This window comes from Crocosphaera sp. XPORK-15E (assembly GCF_034931425.1).
GTDB lineage: Bacteria > Cyanobacteriota > Cyanobacteriia > Cyanobacteriales > Microcystaceae > UHCC-0190.
The window spans coordinates 111,027-127,144 of the sequence record NZ_JAYGHQ010000005.1 but is presented as its reverse complement, the minus strand read 5'-3'; the positions used below and the strand labels follow the sequence as shown (position 1 = coordinate 127,144).

Sequence of the window (16,118 nt, the reverse complement as noted above, 5' to 3'; positions counted from 1 at the left end):
CCAAGCCTAATCTAAAAAGAAAGCTGTCAAACTAGGAATAGGATTACAAAAGAGGCGGGAAGTAAAATTATGGCTAATTCCTATCGTTACTATGGATATTTTAGTTTTAGTGCGGGGTTTGGCTTCTTGATTTTAGTGGCTTTTTTTGTTTTACAATGGTTACAAATTCCCGCCGGAAATTTAATTGATTGGGTAATTGGGGTAGGAAGTTTTTGGTGGTTAATGGTCATTATTACCATTCCTTGGAATGTTTATTTTGATGCAAAAGAAGTCATTTCAGAAGCAGCAACATCTCAAGATAAAAGCATTCCTGTTGACAACAAACAATTGAATTATGTTAAAACAGTAAGTCGAGGGGCTTTATTAACTGCGATCGCCCTACATCTTTTCTCAGCATTAGGACTCTATGAACTTGCTGTCCTAGGCATTAGTCCAGTGGGTTATATTAGTTCTATTGCGACCTTATTATTAACTGCTTTACGTCCTGCTATCAGAGCATATCAATACTTAGCTTATCGTCTTTCTGCCATTCGAGAACAAATAAAATATCCCCGCGAAGATATCCTAGAGTTACGAAATCAGGTTAATCAATTAGTAAATAGTATCAAACAAATTGAGGACAAATTAGATTTAAGTAAGGAAGAATCTTGGCTTAATCAACAACAAAATAAATGGAAAGCAACCTCACAAGAGGTTGCCCTAATTACCGTTAAGTTAGACAAATTTGAAGCGAAAAATAAAATTGAACATGAAGCAATTGCACAAGAGGCAAAAAACGGAATCTCTCAATTAACCGAAGACAGTAACTTTCTCCGTCAAGTAAGAGAAATTATTCGCTTCATTAAGACAGCGTAAATTCATTGATTTCTCAGATAATGTTAAAGATTTTTGACTGAGATGCTGACGTAAATAATGAAGGAAGAAAGGTTTATTTTTAACAGAATGTAAACAATATTCTTCCACCGTAGCTAAAACTAAGGCTTCACGCAACTGACGATCTGAAATCTCTTGAGAAATTTGCTCAAACTGTCCTTTTAAATAAGGATCATTATTCATCAATGTTTGAATCACTTGTTGAATTAAGTTAACAATTTCCCGTTGAGATTGTTGACAGTATTTCATCCGCCAAACTGAGCAGTATTTTGCTGTAACTGAACTTAAACGACTGATTAAAGTCCGATATCCTTCCGTATAATTAACCGTTAAATAGCGTTTCCGTAAAAGACTATAGCGATATTCTACTTTTTTGTTAAGTGTGGTTAATTCATCAACACTTAATTCTTGGGTTGTTGTGAAGGATTGGTTATAATTAATTAACCAGTTAACAATACTGTGACGTTGGTTTCTGTTGTACTGAGGCAATTCTTTAACTAAACGCTTACCCCAAGCTGATTTTAACTGTTGTGTTTGTTTTGCCATCAGTGTAACCCCCTGAGTTTAAATTGATTTGAAAAGTAGGGCGGCTAAGCTTTGAGATTACTCAACACGCTTTGTTATCTAACCATCAGTTTGCCTCTACCAGTCCCAAAAGACAACCAAAGTTTTGGCATTTAAGTAATAACTTAAGGCATTTAATTCCATAAAGGCCAAATGCTTGTCGTTTCAAGGGGTTGAAGCCTTCATTTTCCAACTCAGTTAAATTATTTAAAGTCTTAAGATCGGATCTTGGTCTGCTTAACTTAGGAAATTAGACAGAAATCTGGTGAACTGTTGTGCATTTAAGCTACTTATTAGCTAAAATGAGGAAATTAATCTTAACAAAAGACGGTTTTTTTCGGGAATTTTGCTCAAAACCCTTGAATAAATTTAACATCCTGTAATACCATCTTTGAGAGAGCGTCCGAGGAATCTATATGGCAGTTATGGCGCAGTCAAAGTCAACTAAAGGCAGACGTAGACGGGGAGTAATTCTGACTCAACAAGGATTAGAAAAACTCCAAAATGCTAAATCTGATGCTGAATATCTAGACAATCACGGAAATCGCTACACTTTAGAAGCGTTAAGTGCTAAAACGGAGTTGGCGGTTGATACCCTCATGAAAGTGTTTGCCTGTGAATCAGGGGTTGATAAACAAACTCTGAAAACCTGTTTTAAAGCCTTTAATCTCACTTTAACCTCTGAAGACTTTTATCGTCCTGAATTATCCAGCACAGAGGTAGAGCAACCCATTTCCCTTGAACCAGAATTACCCGAAGGCCAAGTTCCCCTAAATTCACAATTTTATGTTGAGCGATCGCCAGTCGAATCAGATTGTTATAAGGCTATTTTACAGCCTGGGGCCTTAATTCGGTTGAAAGCAGCAAGACGCATGGGAAAAAGTTCTCTGTTAGCGAGAATTGCTGATTATGGGATAAATAATGATTGTTCTGCTGTTTCTTTAAGTTTACAGTTGGCAGATAAAAATTTATTTCAAGATTTAGATAAGTTTCTTCAATGGTTTTGTGCAAATATCAGTCTTAGTTTACAGCTTCCTAACAAGATTGCTGATTATTGGGATGATTTATTTGGTAGTAAAATTAGTTGTAAAATTTATTTTGAACAGTATATTTTAGCCAATCTTAAAACTCCCTTAGTTTTAGCTTTAGATGATGTTGATCGTCTCTTTCAATATCCCGATCTAGCGGATGATTTTTTTGCTTTATTAAGAGCTTGGCATGAAGAAGGAAAAAACCGAGATATTTGGAAAAAACTACGGTTAGTTGTTGCACATTCTTCTGAGGTTTATATTCCTCTCAATGTGAATCACTCCCCCTTTAATGTAGGAATTTCTATTGAATTACCGATGTTAACGCCGAAACAAGTACAGGATTTAGCTAAACGTTACGAGGTAACTTTGTCATTAGAAAAAGTTAAACAATTGACGGATTTGGTAGGGGGACATCCTTATTTAATACGTTTGGCATTATATCATATTTGGCGCAAAGATGTCAAATTAGAATGTATTTTAAAGACGGATGTTCAGTCACCTAATCATATTTATAGTGACCATCTCCAACGGCAATTATACAACATACAAAGACAAGATTCTGAGTTACTAGAAACCTTAGAAAAAGTGGTATTTGCTCCAGAAGCAATTGAGCTAGATTTATTAAATGCTATCAAGTTACAGAGTTTTGGATTAGTCAATCTTAAGGGTAATGAAGTTATGCCCAGTTGTCGTTTATATCAGGAATATTTTCGACAATATTTTCAAAGCAATAAGTAATTTAATTTTAAGGTTTGAGGTTTCCTCCTCGAATTATGGTTTTATTCCCCTAATTACTTGAAAAATTTAGCCTTTGACTAACCACTAATTCCCAGGCTAATTTAGCTGCACCAATCATTCCTGCTTGATTACCTAATTTTGCCGTCAATAACTGTAAATCTTGTCGAGAACTAAGTAAAACCCGTCTTTCTATTTCCTCCAGGGTAGCCGGAAAGAAGAAGGTTGTACTGCCACTGACTCCACCCCCAATAATAACGGCTTCTGGGGTTAAAACATAGATTAAACTGGCTAAACCGGCCCCTAATAAGCGACCATAACCTTCCCAAAATTCTAAGGCTTCTCGGTTGCCTTTTTGAGCTAATTGACCCAATTCTGCTGGTTCTTTACCTGTCATGCGACGAATCGCTTGAATAGAGGCATACTGTTCCAATGACCCTTGGTTGCCACTATTACAGGGGGGGCCATCAAAATTTAAGGTAATTAACCCTAATTCCCCGGCTGCCCCCAAATGTCCGGTAAACAGATGACCATTAAGAATAATTGCCCCACCGACTCCCGTACCGAGGGTTAATAAAATCAGGTTTTTAAAGGATTTTCCCGCCCCTAACCAAGCTTCTCCTAAACCCGCACAGTTAGCATCATTAGCGATAGTGGTGGGTAGTCCGGTTGCTTCCTCTAACCAGTCAGCTAGGGGGACATCTTGCCATCCTGAGAGGTTAATGGCTACTTTAGCAATTCTCCCCGTTCCATCGACTGGCCCTGGGGTTCCCACTCCTAATGCGAGACAATCTTGATCTTGATTAAGTTCCCGAATTGCCGTTATCATTGTCCCTAAAACTGCTTTTGGGGTGGCAGGTTGAGGAGTGGCAACTGTTAGGGAGTTTAAACAAGTGCCATCTTCAAGAAAACGTCCTAATTTAATCGCAGTTCCACCGAGATCAAGACCAATGACGGATGATTTTTTTTGCATATATTAAATGTACAATCCCTTTCTTGAAAATATAAGTAATAACTAAAAGAAGTCCGAAGAATAGGGGGATTTTAACACTAAAACCTATTCCCTATTCCCTATTACTAATTCCCTATTACTAATTAATTGTTCTTGAGATAATAATTCTGGGGAATAATTTGAATTTTTTCCCAAGCAGTGATGGCATGATAAAGGTTTTCAGCTAACACAGTATTTGCTTTATCTGTAAGGTGAACCGTATCAGCAAACATCGGAGTCGGAAAATTAGAATTACTGTTATAGAAATTCACAACTTTCACATTTTTAGGATAAGCTTTCGCTAACTGTTGTGTTGTCTTAGCAAACTCTCCATAAGCTTTGGGGAATTTTTCAACATATTCATTACCAATGCGATCGCGGATAGCTTTTTCATCAGCAGAAAGTTTCTCAACAGGACGACCTGTAATTTCCGGTTGAATTGCCAAAACCACTGGAATACCTAAGCGAGAAGACATCTGAATTAATCGTTGATGGTTTTCTCGATAACGATCAACCCGTTGTTTTAATTCTTCTTTATTATTCGGTAAAAAATGTTTTAAAGGTTTGCCATCATTATTCACCACTAGACTTGTTTGGGCCACGGGTAAGGTAGTTTTAGTAGAACCTGTCCAGGAATTAATCAGTTTAACTAACCCAGTATTTTGTAACCATTGATCAAAGGAAAAATTCAAAGAATTCTGAAAATGTCCCTTAGCATCAGCTAAAAATTCATCAATATGGGGAATATCAGTTTGAGGGGAATTACTGGATAACATGACATCCCCATAACCATCTAAAACCACAATTAAATCGGGTTGATAAGGTAGAATTTTTAGGGCTAATTGTGCTAATTCATTGCCAGAAGTATAACCAGGAACTGCAGCATTAATCACCCGATAATTCCCTTCTCTAATTTTCGGTGGCAGTTTCATTAATTGTTGTCTAGTTGGCACAAAAAAGGGAAAAACATCAGGACGATATTTCGCCGGAGAATTTTTTTGTTGACTCACCCGCTGTTTAAGACGGGTTTCTAATCGATGACTAATGGTGGCATCATTATTAGGGTTTAATTGTCCAAAAGCAGTGGAACCCCCTAACACAAAAATGCGAATTTCGTTCTTTGGTTTAGCTAAAGGGAGGGGATCATTATCCCGTAACCCTTGGTCATTAATTTTCAAGAATTCACTCTTTTGTTTACTGACTAATTCATAACCAGTGCTGGAACTACGTTTGACCACTAATTTACCTTGATCGATCAAACCTTCGATGGGTTTTTCCGTTGCCGTTAAAAATTTCAGTTTATAGGCTTGAACTAGGGGAGACTTCCCATTAATATTGTTACCTTGACCCGTAATGCCTAGATAAGCTTGTGCTAAGAGTTCTGATAGGATAATTAAGACCGGAATAGAGATAATTAGCCATAACAAGGAGATTTTGGGGCGATTTTTCCCTTTGTTATAGTAAGAACTATTGTAATAAGAGCCATAAGATCGGGTTTTTTTTGGTAATTTCAGCATTAAGTGGTTGCCTCTGTAAAAATAGGTTTACAAAATTAATGATTGAACCTTAGCATTGAATTGGGTTAGGGATCTAGGTATTGACTTGGAGATCTAACCCCATAATTTTCCTATCATCTCTGATTTGAGCGTCTTTGGCGAAGATTTATGGCTTATAAATTGTTGTTTGTCTGTCTTGGTAACATTTGCCGTTCTCCCTCAGCCGAGAATATTATGAACTATTTGCTCAAACAGCAAGGGTTAGAACATTTGATCGTCTGCGATTCGGCAGGGACATCAAGTTATCATGTTGGGGCTTCTCCTGATCGGCGAATGCGGGCAACGGCGGCCCGTCGAGGAATTGAACTTTTGGGCAGTGCCAGACAACTTGATGTATCTGACTTTGAAAAGTTTGACTTGATTTTAGCAATGGATCGACAAAATTATCAGGATATCTTAGCTTTAGATGGACAAAATCGCTATCGGGACAAGGTGCGTTTGATCTGTGATTTTGCGACTCAATCTCCCGAAAAGGAAGTCCCTGATCCTTATTATGGAGGGCAAGAAGGATTTGAGCGGGTGATCGATTTATTGTTAGATGCCTGTGCTGGATTATTAGAGGAAATAATGGAGACTGAGGGAGTCAGGGAGTGAAGATGTAGGGGCTGGTTTTTGAGCAAAATTCTCTCTTTATAACAAGTATACTCGCTAAACCTGCCCTTATCAGAAAATTTGCCCATTACCCCATTACCCCACACAGAGGGGCAACTTATTAAAACTTAAGAAAAAAATTGACCCATGACGGGAAGTGATTGCACAATAAAGTTGGTTGTGAGGAACATTTTCGCGCGGGCTAAGTCCATACCACATTTAATTTTTGTGGGAAGTTTTCGGAGCCTGTGTTAAACACAAATACCTGTACTGGGTATGTGATACAAATTGCTCCTGTCTAAGTTTTAAACCAGGACAAAAGTGGTCAATTAAGTAACCACTGACATAATTCCAGTATTTCTGGAAATCAAATCATTCTCTTGTATGGAAAAGAGTCACCTTGTTGGGTGAGTTAACCTCCTTTTTGTCTGGGTATGGTTGACATATAGAGACTTTCGGTCAAAATCTTCATAAGAGACACACACACAATGTTATTTCGCAAATCGTTTTTACCTTCACTCACACATCTTTCGTTCTTATCTATTAGTCTTATTCTCGGTTTAGGAACCCTCAACAGTTTGCCTGCGGTAGCCGCACAGAAAGAGGTTTCTAACCCACAGAATAGGGTAACTCAACCCTTATTAGCACAAACATCTTCCTCTCATTTGCCGGCCAATCAGGTCTATCTTTATGGCCGTTCTCCTCAACCGGAAGAAATTGGACAAGAATACATGGTCTTTCGCATAGAAAAAGGGGAAATTAAAGGGGCGGTTTATCTGCCACAATCTGAGTTTAGCTGTTTTTCGGGGACAGTTAAAGGCGGTCAGATGAATTTGTCAATTATTGATCCTTATGACGGCAGTAAGTATGCTTATTCTATTGCTTTGGAAGGTTCTTCCCCTATGGCCAGCAATGCTCAACTCTCAGAAATTAATTTAGAAGGCTATCATCGTCTTAACAGTATTAGTGACAATGATCATCGCATTCTCAGCACTTGTTTACAACAATAAGGGTTAGAATTCGATCCCTGCTTGAGCTTTCACTCCTTGTTCTTTAAAAGGATGTTTGATTAATTTCATTTCAGTCACTAAGTCAGCGACTTCAATTAATTCTGAGGGCGCACCACGTCCGGTTAAAATAACATGGGTATATTCGGGTTTTTCTGACAGTCCATTTAATACGGTTTGGACATCGAGATACCCTAGTTTGAGGGCGACATTAATTTCGTCGAGTAAGACTAATTGATAGTCTGGGTTACGAATAAAAGAAAGTCCTTTTTCCCAACCTTCACCAGCTTTTTGCATATCCCTCTCTCTATCTTGGGTTTCCCAGGTAAACCCCTCACCCATGGCATAAAATTCTAATTGTTTATCCCAATGACTGAGGACAGCTTTTTCAGCAGGTTCCCAAGCTCCTTTGATAAACTGAATAATAGCAACTCGGAAACCGTGGCCCAGCGATCGCATTACCATGCCTAATGCTGCGGTGGTTTTGCCTTTGCCATTTCCCGTATTAATAATAATTAAGCCTTTTTCTGTGGATGCTTCAGCGACTCGTTTTTCCTGAATTTCTTTACGTCGCTGCATTTTTTGTTGATAGTCTTCGGTGGATAAACTTGTATTATTATTCATTGTCATTACTTAAATTTTGCCTAAATTTATCTCAAAAAAACTGATTTTTTGGGAATTGAATGGAGTCAATAATTTGTTAGAGTAAGATGATTATAACTCATTGACTCCAATTGCGGTTAATTTTAAAAATTATGCAGCTTCCTCCTCGACTTTTTCTGGGGGTATTTCTGAGAAGTTTTGCACTGTTTGAACTTGAGTTTTTACTTGATTAAGATGAATATCATTCACCTTATTAATAAAGTCGATAATGGCTAGTTTCGCCCGTCTTTCTTGTTGTTGGACTTGTTGAGCAATTTTTTGTTTTTCTTCTTCCGTTTGTTCCCCTTCTGAGACATCCGTGGCAACTATATCTAACATTGCCTCACTGGTTATACCCAAGATGAATTTTTCTTGTTCGGCTTCTAAATTTTCAACAATACTATTAGCATCTTTCCAGATAGTTTCTAAAGGAAAAGATGTGGAGATACTGGCAACAATAGAAGCAATAGCAGGAAAAATAACAGGAAGCCAAGTTAACCAACTGGGGCCGGTATCTAACTTATCAACTAAGACTAAAACTGGAGTAACCCCAGAGAAAATAATGGTTGAGATTTGAAAGAAATAATAACCATTTCTGGCATTTTCTCTCGTTTTTGTGTAATCTTCAACTAATTCTTGACAGTAACGTAAGGCATTCTCTTTTTCTAATTGAATGCGGTTTTCTGAGGCTGGTAATGGCTGAATTAACTGTTCATATTTCTGCTCTCGCTCAACTTGATCACGGTAGGAAAAATATTGCCAATTAAAGAGAAATAGAAACACAAAACCAGATAAAAAAGCTGCATCTAAGACCAGCAAAACCTGATTATCTCGAAAGAACAAGGTGAGAATAATCGTTGCACAAAAACCGTCTAAGCAGAGGTATTCTAAGACTTTTAAAAAGCGACGAAGTTCAAGAGTGGAACTAGGTTCCTCAAATTCTTGATTTAGTGGGGGAGAGTCTGCTGTTGTCATGTCAACTATAGGTATGAGTGGCATTAATGACTATACAGGATTTATTTTACCAGACTCCCAAACATCTTGGACATTATAGCCCAATTCTTGTAACATTTTTCTTAACAAAGGCAGACTCAAACCAATTATATTACTGTGACAGCCTTCTATCTTTTCCACAAATAACCCTCCCTTTCCTTCTAAGGCAAAACATCCCGCACATTTTAGGGGTTCTCCCGTATTAACATAGGCTTCAATGGTTCTATCATTAATATTAGCAAAATGGACTTTTGTTATCCCACAATCAATTAAGTTTTTTTGTTGTTTTCTATCAATAATAGCATGACCAGTATATAGTATTCCGTGACTACCTCGCATTTTTTGCCAACGGGCGATCGCTTCATCAGGAGAGTTTGGTTTACCATAAACTTCTCCATCTACAACTAACAAAGAATCACATCCTAAAATGAGAGAGTCTGGGTACTTTTGAGCGACAACTTTTGCTTTACAATTAGCTAAGGTTTGGACTAATTCTTGAGGGTTATTTTCTTGAATTTGGGATTCATCAAAATTACTATGACAGACAATAGGATTAATGCCAACTGTTTGTAGTAGTTTCAGACGGGCCGGGGAAGCAGAAGCAAGAACAAATGAGGGAAATAGTTGCATTTTTTTACACAAATAATCAATTTAAAAGGTTAAAAATAGTCAAGACGCGACACACAAAGCCTCTACAAGCTTAAAGCCCTTATAGCCCCAAATATTGCTAAGAAACCCGTTAATAATTAAGGGAAAGGTAAGGGCAGCATTTTCACAATGGCAACGGTTAAAGCCATATCTATCATAGCTGCGATCGCACCGAATAATCCTAAGACATGACGTAGGGGCATGGCATAGATCAAATTTCGGGAATATAGACAAAGCGTATTGGTGCCATGCCCTTACAAATATCCCTTTTTAACTTAGAGTTCTTTTGATCTAGTTTTTACTGTTAAAGGGCTTCACCAGACTATGGAATTAATTATTATTAACATCCCTAGCAAGATTTTGAACAAATTCTAGAGATAAACCGGTTACTTTAACTATTTGTTCAATAGTCATCCCTTCTCTGAGTAAATTTAAAGCAATTTCAGCTTTTGCTTCTTCTCTCCCTCTTTGTTCCCCTCTTTGTTCTCCTTCTTGTAAAATTTCCTGATAAATCACTGATTCTCTCATAATATCCCTCCTCAGAATTTGATGAATTGTCTCCTGCTTTAATACTAACCCAGCGAGAATCCCACTGGCTGCGGCTAAATTACTTTGTGTTCGTTTTTCACTAATATTGTTAACAATTTGTGCAACTTGGTTTAACACTTGTTTAGGGTTATCAGTTTTACTCAAAACAGCAAAAGGCAATAATCCTGGTAAAGTTAAGAATGTTTCTGTTGTTTGTTCCCATAAACGAATAATCCGAAATCTATGATTAGTTTCCTCTAAATTAAAACTATCCTGATACACTAAGGCGGAATCTGTGGGACGTAAATAAATCACAACCTGCACCATCTTTTTACCAGGAAAACGACGATAAACCCGCAACCGATAATCTGCCATACGAAACGGAATATCGTCCTTTGGTGAGGTTTGAAATTCTGCATGAAGTACCAAGTTATCAGACTGTTTTAAGATTAAAGCATCTGCTCTAATGGGTTCATTCGATAATTCAGTGGGACTTAATTGGGTTAGTTGAATAGGGGAACCCAGTAACCAAGTTGCGATCGCATCAGGAAAGGTTTCTGCAATAAATTTACAGGTATTGTCATACATTTGAGATAGTTTTATATTTAATTATTCTTGACTTCATTGCTCAGGGGTTTTCCTTCCTCAAATTCTGTTAAACTGGTAATGGTAGTTGTTGTAATGTCATTAAGGGCATTTTCAGTAAAATAACCCTGATGAGAAGTAATTACTACATTGGGGAAAGATTGGAGTAATTGAAATGTATCATCCTGAATAATAGTATCAGATAAATCTTTAAAAAAAATGTCATCTTCTTGCTCATAAACGTCAATTCCTAAGTAACCAATTTTTCCTGATTTAATGCCAGTTATCACAGCTTTTGTGTCAATTAATTGACCACGACTGGTATTAATTAACATCATGCCATCTCTCATCTGATTGATAGTTGTTTCATTAATTAAATGATGGTTTTCAGGGGTTAAAGGACAGTGTAAGGAAATAATATCTGAATTGGCCAATAATTCAGGTAAATCAACATAATGAGCATTTTCAATGGCTTTAAATTGAGGATTAGGATAGGGATCATATCCTAGTAAATGACAACCAAATCCTTGCATAATTTTTGCAAAAATCACGCCAATTTTACCCGTTCCAATAATACCCACTGTTCGACCATGAAGATCAAATCCTAATAACCCATTTAAGGAGAAATTATCATCACGAACTCGATTATAAGCTTTATAAAGCTTACGATTTAACATTAAAATTAATCCTATAGCCAATTCTGCCACAGAATAAGGAGAATAAGCCGTAACCCGAACTACTTTTATTCCTAATGCAGCAGCCGTTTTTAAGTCTACATTATTAAATCCTGTACACCGTAAGGCAATTAATTTTATCCCATGAGATGCCAAATTGTTCAAAGTTTCTTGACCAAGATCATCATTAACAAAAGCGCAAATAGCAGGAAAACCCTCAGCTAAAGAGGCCGTTTTGGGTTCTAAGCGAGTATCAAAATAAACTAATTCGTGATTAGTATTCATAGACTGATTTGCTAGGTCAAGAAAATGACGATCATGGGGTTCGGTACTAAATACGGCTACTTTCATCGAGAGTTCCTGGGTAATGTTAAATCTAACCCTTCTAGAGTAACTCAAATATTATATAATTGAATCATTGATGTATTGGAGATTACTTATTTTTGTTAATATTAGTTTATCATTCCTATTGACTCCTATCAATCTTATGAAACTTAGAATCATCGGACAAGGTTTAATCATCTTGGTTAACTGCTTTGGTTTGGGAATATTATCAGCAAACGCCCAAATTCATGTTAAACAAGAGCCGATTAATTCCTTAATTATCGCTCATTATGATCTCGATGAATTAGAAGCAGTTGACAAAGCAATTCAAACTGATCCAAATAATGCAGATGCTTATTTAAAACGGGGTTTAATTCGTAGTCACTCTCAAGAAGATTTTCCAGGAGCAATTGCAGATTTTACCCATGTTATTGCTCTAAAACCTAACGCAGAGGTTTATAATTATCGAGGGACGGCTTATTTTTGGTTGCAACAGTATCAAAACGCATTAGAAGATTATCAACAAGCGATCACCCTTGATCAAACCTTAGCGATCGCCTATTATAATCGAGCTTATGTTTACTTAGAATTAGGTGATAAAGCAGCAGCAATTGCTGATTTTCGTCAAGGGGCAACCCTATCCCAAGAACAAGGAGACTCTCTTTCTTATCAGCAAGCTTTAGACTTGATTCAAGACTTAGAAACAGGCAAGAAAAAATCAGAAATTACGCATCAGCAAAATATAATTAATTAGCAGGAGATAAAATTGCAAGAAGACAATGCTTACTGGTTAGCTTGGTCACAAGTTTCTGGAGTGGGGCCAGTATTAATTAAACGAATCTGGCAACAGTTTGGAACCTTAAAAAATGCCTGGGAAACTTCTCCTGAAAGCTTAGGAAAAGTTGAAGGTTTGGGAGGTAAATTAATTAATACTATTAAACAACAGCGATCGCAATTAAACCCCGCACAATTATTACAACAACATCAACAAAAAAATCCGCAATTTTGGACACCTGCTGACCCAAATTATCCCCGTCTTTTGTTAGAAACGCCTAGTCCACCACCCCTATTATATTATCAGGGACAGGTAGATTTAGCTGAAAATCAAGGAAATACGCCTCTAATTGGCATTGTTGGCACTCGTTACCCCACAGAACATGGTCGTCGGTGGACTCATAAAATTACTCTGGCCTTGGTTAAACATGGGTTTACGGTGGTTTCAGGGATGGCCGCAGGAATTGACGGAGTGGCCCATAAAAGTTGTTTAGACGCAGGAGGAAGAACCATTGCTGTGTTAGGAACAGGGGTAGATGTGGTTTATCCAAGTAGTCATCAACAATTACATAAAACTATTCAACAAAAAGGGTTAATTATCAGTGAATATCCCGCAGGAACCCCAGGCGATCGCCGTCATTTTCCGGCCAGAAATCGCATTATTGCGGGGTTAAGTCGGGCAGTTTTAGTAATGGAAGCACCAGAAAAATCTGGGGCCTTAATTACTGCTCGTTATGCTAATGAATTTTGTCGAGATGTTTATACTTTGCCCAATTCTCCTGATGTTATCCAGGCACAAGGTTGTTTAAGATTGATTCATCATGGGGCAGAAATGATTCTCACAGAAGAAGAATTATTAGAGATGTTAGGCGCAATTCCTAACCTCAATGAACCTCAACAATTATCTCTATTTGAATCACCAACTCCTCAATCTTTACCAAAGTTAGAACCTGATTTGTTAAAGATATTTCAAGCAATTACTAATGAAGGGAAATCCTTTGATACAATTGTTCAAGAAACTGGTTTAAATACCCCACAAGTTTCTGGAGGATTGTTACAATTAGAATTAGAAGGGTTAATTACTCAGTTACCAGGAATGCGTTATCAACGAACATCCTAGTAGTCTTCTAATTCCTTAATTTATATCCATATTTAAGCCAAGCCATGAGCATTCGTAAGCATTGTTTAATTCTCTGTTTAACTCTGAGTATCTTAACTTTTTTAGGCTGTGTCAGTTTTGGGAGATCTCAGTCGGATTTTTTAATTTCTTTGCCCATTGACTGTAAGTTAGGAAAAGATTGTTTTATATTCCACTATGTAGATACTGAACCAAGTTCTGAAGCGATAGATTTTAATTGTGGGCGACAAACTTATAATGATCATACGGGAACAGATTTCGGCATTACTAACCTCAAAGCTATGGAAAAAGGGGTTAAGGTTGTTGCGGTTGCCCCAGGAAAAGTTAAGCGTGTTCGGGATGGCATAATTGATAAATTAATTGTGGATCAAACAGATAAAGATGAAGTCACAGATCGAGAATGTGGTAATGGTATTGTCATTGATCATGGGGGAGGTTGGGAAACACAATACTGTCATTTAAAACAGGGAAGTGTTTTAGTAAAACCTGATACCCAAGTAGAAAAAGGAACCCCTTTAGGATTAGTTGGAGCATCAGGACTTGCTTCATTTCCTCATGTACATTTAACGGTTCGCCATGAAAATAAAGTGATTGATCCCTTTATGGGAAAAGAAGCTATTTCCGGCTGTAAAACTGATAAAAAACCTCTCTGGGAAGCGAAAATTGATTATCAACCTACAGGCTTAATTAATGCAGGATTTGCGCCACAACCCCCTAAATCTGTTGAGTTATGGGAAGGGAAATTCTTAGATCAAAAACTTTCTAAAAACTCATCCGCTTTAGTGTTTTGGGTACATCTCTATGGCATTATTCAAGGTGATATCGAATCATTTACTCTGATTGATCCCAAGGGAAAAGTAATTATAGAACAAAATAAACCCGTGAAAAGATCTTATCGTAATTGGGTAACTTATGTTGGCAAAAAAAATACCCCAGATAATCCTATAATATCAGGAATTTGGCGAGGTAAATATCAACTTACAAAAAATGATAAAGTTATTCTTGAAGTGAGTCAAGAAGTAGAAATAATCTGAAATGTTCATAGAAAAAATGAAAAACAACTTTAATCATCAATTGTTTCTGTTGCGGGATACCGTTTAATTAAATGAGCAATTAAAATAATTAAATTGCTTCTTAATTCTTTTCTGGGATCTCCCATTTCTAAATCTTCAATTAAATGTTTAACATCTACTTCATCCCAATTTTTACGGGATAAAGCATCAATTTGCCTTTGTTTCCATAAGGTGTAATCCGTTTCATAAATATTGATCATAAATGTTATATCCTACTTCATTATTTAATCAAAAAACTATCATTAATTTTCCGAATATTCGGGCAACCACTTAAAGCCATTGCTAAAATCAACTCATCTTTTAAGAGTTGTAAAATATGGTTGACTCCTGCTTCTCCATTAACAGCTAAACCCCATAAAATCGGACGACCAATTAATACGGCTTTTGCTCCTAATGCTAAGGCTTTAAAAATATCAGTGCCTCGCCGAATTCCTCCATCCATTAGGATATCAATTTTATCACCCACTGCGTTAACAATGTTTGGTAAGGCATCTAAAGAAGCGATCACACCATCTAATTGTCGTCCTCCATGATTAGAAATAATAATTCCTTTGACTCCATTTTTAACCGCTAAAATGGCATCATCTGCTCTTAAAATTCCTTTTAAAACAATTGGAAGATTAGTGATAGATTGTAACCATTCTAAATCTTTCCAGGTGATACTTGGATCAATTTGTTGTTGAAAATAAGCAAATAATCCTGACTCACCAATGGTTGAGGGAATGGCTAAATCTGTCAGACTAACTAAATTGGCTAATTGTAAATGAGAAGGTAGAGTAAATTGATTCCTAACATCCGCTTCTCTACGGCCCATCATGGGAGCATCTACCGTCACACATAAGGCAGTATAACCAGCTTTTTCTGCCCTTTCAACTAAAGCTTTAGTTAATCCTTTATCTCGATGAATATACAATTGAAACCATCTTAAATTATGAGATTGACAAGCGGCAACATCTTCTAAACTGGTAGTTGATAAAGTGCTTAAAATCAATAAAGTTTTTAAATCAGAAAGCACTTTTGCTGTGGCTTTTTCTCCGTCAGGATGAGCTAAACATTGAAAAGCCATAGGAGCAACCCCAAGAGGCATTGATAAAGTTTGCCCTAAAATGTTAGTTGATAAGTCAATATTGCTAACATCAACTAACATTTTAGGATAGAGTTCATATTGTTCAAAAACCGTTCTATTTTTTCTGAGAGTAATTTCATCTAATGCACCACTACGATAATAATCCCATGCCATTCCTGAAAGCTTTTCTTTGGCTAAGGATTCGTATTCAAACAGGTTAATGGGTTGAGTCATAAAGCGTAAAGATAGAAAATTCAGCTTATATTTACATTATAGCTTAACTTATTGTTAACATCTAATAAAATTAATTTTAAAAAAATAAAAA

17 protein-coding genes are annotated in these 16,118 nt (G+C 36.8%); 7 read left to right on the top strand and 10 right to left on the bottom strand.

The genetic code is table 11. The annotated features are described in order from the left end of the window. The first annotated feature begins 69 nt into the window (after positions 1–69). The gene (locus tag VB691_RS06000) at positions 70–855 is read left to right on the top strand and encodes a hypothetical protein (RefSeq protein WP_323290563.1); all 786 of its coding nucleotides are present in this window, start codon (positions 70–72) and stop codon (positions 853–855) included. On the opposite strand, the gene VB691_RS05995 is transcribed toward VB691_RS06000, so the two are convergent. Continuing rightward, complete coding sequence (locus tag VB691_RS05995) at positions 790–1,419, bottom strand: hypothetical protein (protein WP_323290562.1); 630 nt, start codon at positions 1,417–1,419, stop codon at positions 790–792. The genes VB691_RS06000 and VB691_RS05995 overlap by 66 nt on opposite strands. 434 nt (positions 1,420–1,853) lie before the next feature. Between VB691_RS05995 and VB691_RS05990 the strand changes: the two genes are divergently transcribed. After that, on the top strand, positions 1,854–3,206 hold the full coding sequence (locus VB691_RS05990; RefSeq protein WP_323290561.1) for an AAA-like domain-containing protein: 1,353 nt from the start codon (positions 1,854–1,856) through the stop codon (positions 3,204–3,206). Between the two features lie 49 nt (positions 3,207–3,255). Here VB691_RS05990 and VB691_RS05985 read toward each other — a convergent pair whose 3' ends face one another. Further along, on the bottom strand, positions 3,256–4,176 hold the full coding sequence (locus VB691_RS05985) for an ROK family protein (protein WP_323290560.1): 921 nt from the start codon (positions 4,174–4,176) through the stop codon (positions 3,256–3,258). Between the two features lie 122 nt (positions 4,177–4,298). Beyond that, the gene (locus VB691_RS05980; RefSeq protein ID WP_323290559.1) at positions 4,299–5,711 is read right to left on the bottom strand and encodes an SGNH/GDSL hydrolase family protein; all 1,413 of its coding nucleotides are present in this window, start codon (positions 5,709–5,711) and stop codon (positions 4,299–4,301) included. Between the two features lie 147 nt (positions 5,712–5,858). Here VB691_RS05980 and VB691_RS05975 point away from each other — a divergent pair, with 147 nt between their 5' ends. Beyond that, a complete protein-coding gene (locus tag VB691_RS05975) occupies positions 5,859–6,344 on the top strand; it encodes a low molecular weight protein-tyrosine-phosphatase (protein ID WP_323290558.1) in 486 nt (161 codons plus the stop codon). A gap of 485 nt (positions 6,345–6,829) precedes the next feature. After that, positions 6,830–7,351 (top strand): hypothetical protein, encoded by a 522-nt coding sequence (locus VB691_RS05970; protein ID WP_323290557.1) that lies wholly within the window; start codon positions 6,830–6,832, stop codon positions 7,349–7,351. Between the two features lie 3 nt (positions 7,352–7,354). Here VB691_RS05970 and cobO read toward each other — a convergent pair whose 3' ends face one another. The 5 genes from cobO to VB691_RS05945 form a co-directional block, all read right to left on the bottom strand. Beyond that, the gene (gene cobO / locus VB691_RS05965) at positions 7,355–7,972 is read right to left on the bottom strand and encodes a cob(I)yrinic acid a,c-diamide adenosyltransferase (protein WP_323290556.1); all 618 of its coding nucleotides are present in this window, start codon (positions 7,970–7,972) and stop codon (positions 7,355–7,357) included. A 129-nt stretch (positions 7,973–8,101) separates the two neighbouring features. After that, on the bottom strand, positions 8,102–8,965 hold the full coding sequence (locus VB691_RS05960; RefSeq protein WP_323290555.1) for a DUF4231 domain-containing protein: 864 nt from the start codon (positions 8,963–8,965) through the stop codon (positions 8,102–8,104). 30 nt (positions 8,966–8,995) lie between these two features. Continuing rightward, complete coding sequence (locus VB691_RS05955; protein WP_323290554.1) at positions 8,996–9,613, bottom strand: nucleoside triphosphate pyrophosphatase; 618 nt, start codon at positions 9,611–9,613, stop codon at positions 8,996–8,998. 348 nt (positions 9,614–9,961) lie between these two features. Continuing rightward, positions 9,962–10,747 carry an Rpn family recombination-promoting nuclease/putative transposase gene (locus VB691_RS05950; protein WP_323290553.1) on the bottom strand — a complete coding sequence of 262 codons (786 nt, stop codon included), beginning with the start codon at positions 10,745–10,747 and terminating at the stop codon, positions 9,962–9,964. Positions 10,748–10,764: 17 nt separating this feature from the next. Next, on the bottom strand, positions 10,765–11,769 hold the full coding sequence (locus VB691_RS05945; protein WP_323290552.1) for a 2-hydroxyacid dehydrogenase: 1,005 nt from the start codon (positions 11,767–11,769) through the stop codon (positions 10,765–10,767). A 136-nt stretch (positions 11,770–11,905) separates the two neighbouring features. Here VB691_RS05945 and VB691_RS05940 point away from each other — a divergent pair, with 136 nt between their 5' ends. The 3 genes from VB691_RS05940 to VB691_RS05930 are packed head-to-tail and all read left to right on the top strand — an operon-like array spanning position 11,906 to position 14,688. Continuing rightward, complete coding sequence (locus VB691_RS05940) at positions 11,906–12,496, top strand: tetratricopeptide repeat protein (RefSeq protein WP_323290551.1); 591 nt, start codon at positions 11,906–11,908, stop codon at positions 12,494–12,496. A gap of 12 nt (positions 12,497–12,508) precedes the next feature. Further along, positions 12,509–13,636, top strand: a complete 1,128-nt coding sequence (gene dprA / locus VB691_RS05935; protein ID WP_323290550.1) for a DNA-processing protein DprA — start codon at positions 12,509–12,511, stop codon at positions 13,634–13,636. Positions 13,637–13,680: 44 nt separating this feature from the next. Continuing rightward, a complete protein-coding gene (locus VB691_RS05930; protein ID WP_323290549.1) occupies positions 13,681–14,688 on the top strand; it encodes a M23 family metallopeptidase in 1,008 nt (335 codons plus the stop codon). 29 nt (positions 14,689–14,717) lie between these two features. Here the strand turns inward: VB691_RS05930 and VB691_RS05925 are convergent, their stop codons facing one another. Beyond that, entirely contained in the window at positions 14,718–14,927 is a 210-nt protein-coding gene (locus VB691_RS05925) for a DUF29 family protein (RefSeq protein WP_323290548.1), read from the bottom strand. 20 nt (positions 14,928–14,947) lie between these two features. Then, positions 14,948–16,027 (bottom strand): alpha-hydroxy acid oxidase, encoded by a 1,080-nt coding sequence (locus VB691_RS05920; RefSeq protein WP_323290547.1) that lies wholly within the window; start codon positions 16,025–16,027, stop codon positions 14,948–14,950. Between the last annotated feature and the right edge of the window lie 91 nt (positions 16,028–16,118).